6 protein-coding genes are annotated in these 6,604 nt (G+C 37.3%); 1 reads left to right on the top strand and 5 read right to left on the bottom strand.

Annotated features, from left to right (window positions below; all coding sequences use genetic code 11):
• Positions 1-196: 196 nt before the first annotated feature.
• The 5 genes from ablB to BAU23_RS08550 are packed head-to-tail and all read right to left on the bottom strand — an operon-like array spanning position 197 to position 5,029.
• Positions 197-1,096, bottom strand: a complete 900-nt coding sequence (gene ablB / locus BAU23_RS08570; RefSeq protein ID WP_071734111.1) for a putative beta-lysine N-acetyltransferase — start codon at positions 1,094-1,096, stop codon at positions 197-199.
• Positions 1,093-2,361, bottom strand: a complete 1,269-nt coding sequence (locus BAU23_RS08565) for a peptidase (RefSeq protein ID WP_071734109.1) — start codon at positions 2,359-2,361, stop codon at positions 1,093-1,095. The genes ablB and BAU23_RS08565 overlap by 4 nt, the downstream gene beginning before the upstream one ends.
• A 15-nt stretch (positions 2,362-2,376) precedes the next feature.
• Entirely contained in the window at positions 2,377-3,039 is a 663-nt protein-coding gene (locus tag BAU23_RS08560; protein WP_000525297.1) for a CoA transferase subunit B, read from the bottom strand.
• Positions 3,024-3,722: an acetate CoA-transferase subunit alpha gene (gene atoD, locus BAU23_RS08555; RefSeq protein ID WP_000208113.1), complete on the bottom strand. Its 699-nt coding sequence runs from the start codon at positions 3,720-3,722 to the stop codon at positions 3,024-3,026. The genes BAU23_RS08560 and atoD overlap by 16 nt, the downstream gene beginning before the upstream one ends.
• Positions 3,719-5,029, bottom strand: coding sequence for an aspartate aminotransferase family protein (locus BAU23_RS08550; protein ID WP_001205876.1), 1,311 nt, complete (start codon positions 5,027-5,029; stop codon positions 3,719-3,721). The genes atoD and BAU23_RS08550 overlap by 4 nt, the downstream gene beginning before the upstream one ends.
• A gap of 818 nt (positions 5,030-5,847) precedes the next feature.
• Between BAU23_RS08550 and BAU23_RS08545 the strand changes: the two genes are divergently transcribed.
• On the top strand, positions 5,848-6,597 hold the full coding sequence (locus BAU23_RS08545; RefSeq protein ID WP_000194391.1) for a DUF4397 domain-containing protein: 750 nt from the start codon (positions 5,848-5,850) through the stop codon (positions 6,595-6,597).
• The last annotated feature ends 7 nt before the right edge of the window (positions 6,598-6,604 follow it).

Raw genomic sequence — 6,604 nt, 5'->3', positions numbered from 1 at the left:
TCATCCCCCCTTTTGCCGAAAATCCGGCAAATGCATGCCGGATTTTCGGCATCCCTCTGTGCGATTATAAGCATGACGATTCCGTTCTATTATTTTGATGAAATTTGTATATATTTCTATTGCTTATTTATAGTTAAGTGAAACTTTAATCAGTGGGGTTTTATTCATCCCCACTGATTATTATCCCGACTCCCACCTAACTGCTTTGCTTTACAGCCGAATTTTGAGGCGGGAGTCTTACTGCTTTCGAATAGCTAGATAAATCTTTCACCCATATATTCATATCTTCCAACTTATCAAAAATGTAGCAATTATTCGCGAGCCTTCCCGTATATGCATAGCCTAATTGATGAAAGGCTGCATTCATACCGAAAGATAGCGAACGAGCAATTGTATAGGAACAAAAAATAGATCTTTCTTGAAGTTCTTCCTCTAACTTAATTAGCAAACTTTTCATAAAACCATGTTTTCGATATTCAGGTAATGTAGCACAATTCGTTAATTCTGCATTACCTTCTTTTACATTCATTTCAGCAGATGCTGTGCTAATAATTTCCCCTTTGAATTCATAAACATAGTAAATTGTATCGTCTTCCTTCATCGTCTGCTTTACATAACTCGCTTCATTTAAAGGTGTCGGATAAACTTCAAATACTTTCCCAAAGACAATTGCTAATTCTTCCGCGTCCTCTTCTGTCGCTTTTCTTAACACAAACTCCTCAGGGACTATTTTTTCTTTCACTTCTTTTGCTTTTACACCACTTAAAATGCTATCTTCCTCATTCCAATGAATACTATTTCGTCTTTCATTGGAATGATATTTCACGAAGAAGTACGCATCGTGTCCTTGAAAATAATGAGGTATCGTCGCTTCCAATAAGAAACCGAAAGAGAGCCATGTTGAAACATGCTCTCCCTTTCCTTTAATAATACATTTAGTGAAAGAATGTTTCTCTGCTAATTTATCGATTGTTTGTATAATGTGCTCAACATTTCCTGTATAGTGATCAACTCTAACACGTTTATTAAAATAGTCTAATACCCCTTCTACTGTGTAATACTTTGTTTGTTCACTAAAAGATTCATAGTATTTCATTTCTTCACCTCACACCAATCTAGTAATGTACATGCAATTATTTTCGCGGCAGCAATCATTTTATCAACTTCTATATATTCGTTTGGATAATGTGCTACTTTCGTCTCTCCTGGACCAAATACTATCGTTGGTACGTTAGCGATTTGTGTGAACAAACCTCCATCTGTTCCCCATGGTGATGCTTCTATAATCGGTTCGTTCCCTTCAATTTCAACAAAATTTTGTTGAAGCGTTGTAATAAGCGGATGATTTTCTTCTAGTTCACCAGGAACCCATCTCGCTCCAAACCATTCTACTTCTACAGGATTTTTTACAAACCAACTATCCACTTCTTTTAATTCACCAATCCAGCCTTCAAATTCTTCTTTTGCTGCCTCTATAGTCTCATTCGGCGCAATACCACATCTTCCTTCTAAAATTAATGAATCGGGAACAGAACTTGGCCAGCTTCCCCCTTCAATTTTCCCAACGTTAATTGGAATTGGAATCGGAATCCCCTTAAATAATGGATCTGTAATTCGACCATTTCTCTTCTCTTCTAATTTTCTCAAATGATCTACAACAAACATACTTTTTTCTATTGCACTTACTCCTTCATACCGTGTACCACCGTGTGCTGCTTTGCCTTTTATATGTAGACGAAACCACATTGACCCTTGTTGTTTCGGAAAAAATTTCATATTCGTCGGCTCAGGAATAATAACGCCATCTGCCTTATACCCTCGTAAAATAGTTGCTAATGTTCCTGCCCCACCGCTCTCTTCTTCTATTACACTTTGAAAATGTATATCACCTTTTAGTTCAATACCACATTCAATAATTGCTTCCATCGCAAGCATAAGTGAGACATTGCCGCCTTTCATATCTGTTGTTCCACGTCCATATATGCGGTTTCCTATTTTCTCTCCACTATACGGATGATGGTCCCACTGATTTACATCCCCTTCTGGCACGACATCAATATGGCCATTTAAAATCATAGATTTCCCTTCGCCACTTCCTTTTAAAGTCGCTACAATGTTCGGGCTATCTGTAAAGCTCGTACGAGGTGATACGAAATAAGGGTGATCTTTTATTTCATTAAAAGCAGGCTCCCAAATATCGAGGTCTAGACCTAACTCACGCAACTTTTCAATAACAATTGCCTGCGCACCACTTTCATCACCAGATACGCTCTTTTCTTGAATTAATCGTGTTAAAAATTTTACGCTCTCTTCTTCATGACTCTCAATATAATCACAAACTTGATTTTTTAATTGCTCCATATATTACAACTCCCCTCATTCAATTACTAGTAAATTTGAGCTTATTTGAAAATCAGCCGTCGTATGTCGTTTTACATCTTCTACAGTGTACGGACTCATTAATTCTTGTAAGACTAGTCCACTTGGAGTCACTTCCATTACAGCCATGTCTGTAATAATTAAATCTACACATTTTTTCGAAGTTAATGGCAATGTACATTCCGAAACAATCTTTGCATTTCCGTATTTATCAACATGATTCATCACAACAACGACCCGCTTCGCTTTTTGCGCTAAATCCATCGCTCCTCCAATACCTGGAACGCGTTTTCCTGGTACAATCCAGTTTGCTAAATCACCATGTTCACTTACTTGTAACGAACCAAGTATCGTAACATCAAGTAATCCTTTTCGAATCATGCCAAACGCCATGCAGCTATCGAAATAACTTGCTCCTGTAATAAGAGATGTTGGTAAACCCGCTGCATTACATAAATTCTCATCTTCATTCCCTTTACTTGGCGTTGGTCCCATACCGACAATACCGTTTTCTGCATGAAACATAACTTTCATATCTTCTGGCAAATGATTCGGTACAAGCGATGGAATTCCAATACCTAAATTTACAATCATGCCATTTTGAATTTCTCTCGCTGCACGTCTTGCAATCTTATCTCTCACTTCTACGCCCATACCCATTTCCAATTCACTCCTTCCGATGGCACGATATAATTTACAAATACACCTGGGACGACAATTTCTTCTGGATCTAAACTTCCAAGTGGAACAATTTCTTCTGCTTCTACAATCGTTATGTCCCCAGCCATAGCTACGTGCGGATTCATATTACGAGCGCTTTTATCAAATACCAGATTGCCAAACGGATCCGCTTTTTTCGCATATACAATTGCGACTTCAGCCGTTAAAGCTGTTTCAACTAAATATGTCTTTCCATTCATTTCAACTGTTCGCTTTCCTTCTTCTACAATCGTATCAACACCAACATCAACTAAAATACCACCTAGGCCTACACCACCAGCGCGAATACGCTCTGCTAATGTTCCTTGCGGAGAAAATTCAATTTGCAATCTTCCTTCATTTAATTGTCTTCCCGCATTTGGGTTTGATCCAATATGAGAAGTAACTAAAGATTTAACCCTTTCATTCGTAACAAGACGACCGATTCCTACATCAGGAAATCCAGTATCATTTCCTATTAAATTTAAATTTGTAATGCCTTTATCTAAAACAGCTTGAATTAAAGATGGAGGAGATCCAATCCCTCCAAATCCCCCAAACATTAATGTCATATCATCATGGAACAAAGAAATTACTTCCTCTACTTCTTTTAATTTACCGAATGTATTTGTAATAGTTGTCATGCGATACTATGCCCTCCTTTTTGCATCATCTCTTCCACGCTCTTTACAAAAATTGAAAGTAATTCATCTAACTCGGAATATGTAGTTGTCATTGGTGGTGCAACAAGCAGTGCACTATCCTCTTTTCCTGCTTGCCCTGAAACAGCTTGGTATAAGAGTAATCCATTTTTAGCCGCAACCGAAATAAGTTCCGACGCTTTTGTAAACGGTTGCAATTCTATTCCAATTAGCAATCCTTTTCCACGTACATCGGCAATGATTGTCGATTGCTGCTGAACTTTCTGTAAACCTTTTAATAAATACTCTCCCTTTTCTGCTGTTTTTTCAGGTAGATTATGTTTCTCCATATATTCAATAACAGCTAAAGCCGTTGCTGCAGACAATGGATTGGCACTAAGCGTATGTCCGCTCATTACAGAACGTGATCCACGTAAAATCGGCTCCATAACACGGTCACTTACAACTGTCGCTGCCATTGGTGTATAACCCGCTCCTAGCCCCTTACCAAGCGTCATAATATCCGGTTCTACACCCCAGTGCTCCATCGCAAACCATGCACCAGTACGACCAAGTCCAGTCATTACTTCATCCGCAATAAATAATATATCGTAATGACTACAAATATCTTTAATTACTTTATAATATTCTTTCGGCGGGACAATCGCGCCTCCAGCAGCCCCAATAATCGGTTCAGCGATAAAAGCTGCAATATGTTCTGCACCAATTCGCTCAATCGCTCTTTCTAGTTCAGTCGCACAAGCAAGCTGACAAGTTGGATATACCTTCTGTACAGGGCATCTGAAACAATAAGGAGCTGGAATAGTTGGATAATCTTCCAAAATAGATACGAAACGTTGTCTGCGCAGTGGATGCCCAGACATTGATAAGGCACCCATAGTAATACCATGATAGCTCATCCATCGTGACAAAATTTTATGTTTCCCTTGAATACCGCGCTCCTGAAAATGCTGAATTGCGATTTTCATAGCTGTTTCATTTGCTTCCGTACCACTATTTACAAAAAAGCTCCAGTTCAAATCTCCTACACTTAAATCACTTAACTTCTTCGCTAATTTTTCAGCTGGTTCACTCGTGAACTGTGACCTATATACGAAAGCAATCTCCTCTGCTTGTTTTTTAATAACGTCTGCAATCTCCTTTACGCCATGCCCAATACCTGCCGTAATTGCTCCTGACGAACCATCAAAATATTTATTTCCGTTTTGATCATACAAATATACACCTTTTCCATGTGAAATCATTGGATACGGCTGACCAACAAGTGGTTTAATTAAGTAATCGCGCATAGCGCTCCCCCATTTCTCCAATTTGTATATATATATGAAGAAAATTGACGTTTCTTTCATAAAAAAGAACCCTCTGCGAAAGCAGTGAATTTATCAAAAAACTATTATAAAATATACAAATGAGTGCAAAATATTAATTTAAAAACAGAAAATTCAGAACTCAAATCGAAGACCAACCCTTATCTGTACGCTTAAACACCCCTCCTTGATTTAAGATAACAACTAATTAAATGCTTTTTTAACATAATATCAGCTTCTCTCAATTGCCGACATTGTGTAAACTTCGACGGAACTCCCGTTATTCTCCTTCCTATTATCCTACTTTATATTGCATATTTTCAAACAAAATTCGACATTTTACTTCACTATATAGATAACAAACCACAATTGTCATAACTATTACTAAACAAGTAGCACCATCTATTTATAACAATAAAAAAAGAACCGATTAACGACAGTAATCAGTTCGGCACGACGCTCTTTTATCCGATATTACCTTTTCCAGCCAGTTCACTTATTGGAAATAGAAATACTTATAGTGCAAATCCAACATTTGTTCCACAGCCTAAAGCACGAAATCCTCCATAACTAAATTCACACTACATACCCGGGATATCCAGATCCCCATTGTGCTCCTTCCTTCAAAGTCAAACTACCTTTCCTTTATAAATTATGTAGGACAATTACCAATTTGTATGTGTGTTTGCCTATAAATAAAAAAATCCCTATTTAAACTTTTCCTTTTAGAAAAACAGTTTTTTTCGCATATCTTCTTTCCAGCTTCGCATATAGTTGTAATGATGAAGGAGGAATGTTTTATGACTCAATCCGAAATTGAAAAATACGGACAAGAAGCTGCACGTTACGAACAACTTGCTCGTTACTACCAATATAGCAATCCTAAAAAGTATGTGGAACTCTATATGAAATACCATGATGCAATTACAAAACTTGTACAAGCATACGAAAAGAGAGATTCACAAGAAGCGACTTTGCCGTCACATATGAGAATTTTCCACACAGCTCCCCACACACCGGCAGTTGATATTATTGTAAATGGACAAAAAGTGATTAAAAATATTTCCTTTAAACAATTCAGTCCTTACTTATCATTAGTACAAGGTAAATACCGTATTGATATTGTCCCTGTTGGAAACGAAACTCCAATATTCTCAGCATTAGTACCCATAATGGGGAATCACACTTATACCCTTGCAGCGGTCAATAGCGATAATCATCTCCAATTACAACCTATTCTTGATAATACTCATTTACCATCTGGTCAAGCAAAAATACGGTTCGCACATTTTTCACCAGACACTCCCGTTGTAAATGTTAATTTGAAAGATGGGGATCATTTATTTGAAAATGTACTTTTTAAACAAGTAACAGATTTTTTACAAGTTAGCCCTGGTACAGCAGATATTGAAGTTTCACTTGCTGATTCAAAAAAAGTACTATTAACCATTCCTAAGTTCAACGTTGAACCAAATTCAATTTACACAATTTCAATAATAGGTTATTCAACTGAGGACCCAAAGTTAGAGGCTGTTATACTTACAAATTAAAACAGTC

The organism is Bacillus nitratireducens (assembly GCF_001884135.1).
Classification (GTDB): domain Bacteria; phylum Bacillota; class Bacilli; order Bacillales; family Bacillaceae_G; genus Bacillus_A; species Bacillus_A nitratireducens.
This window is presented reverse-complemented; position numbering and strand designations above follow the sequence as displayed.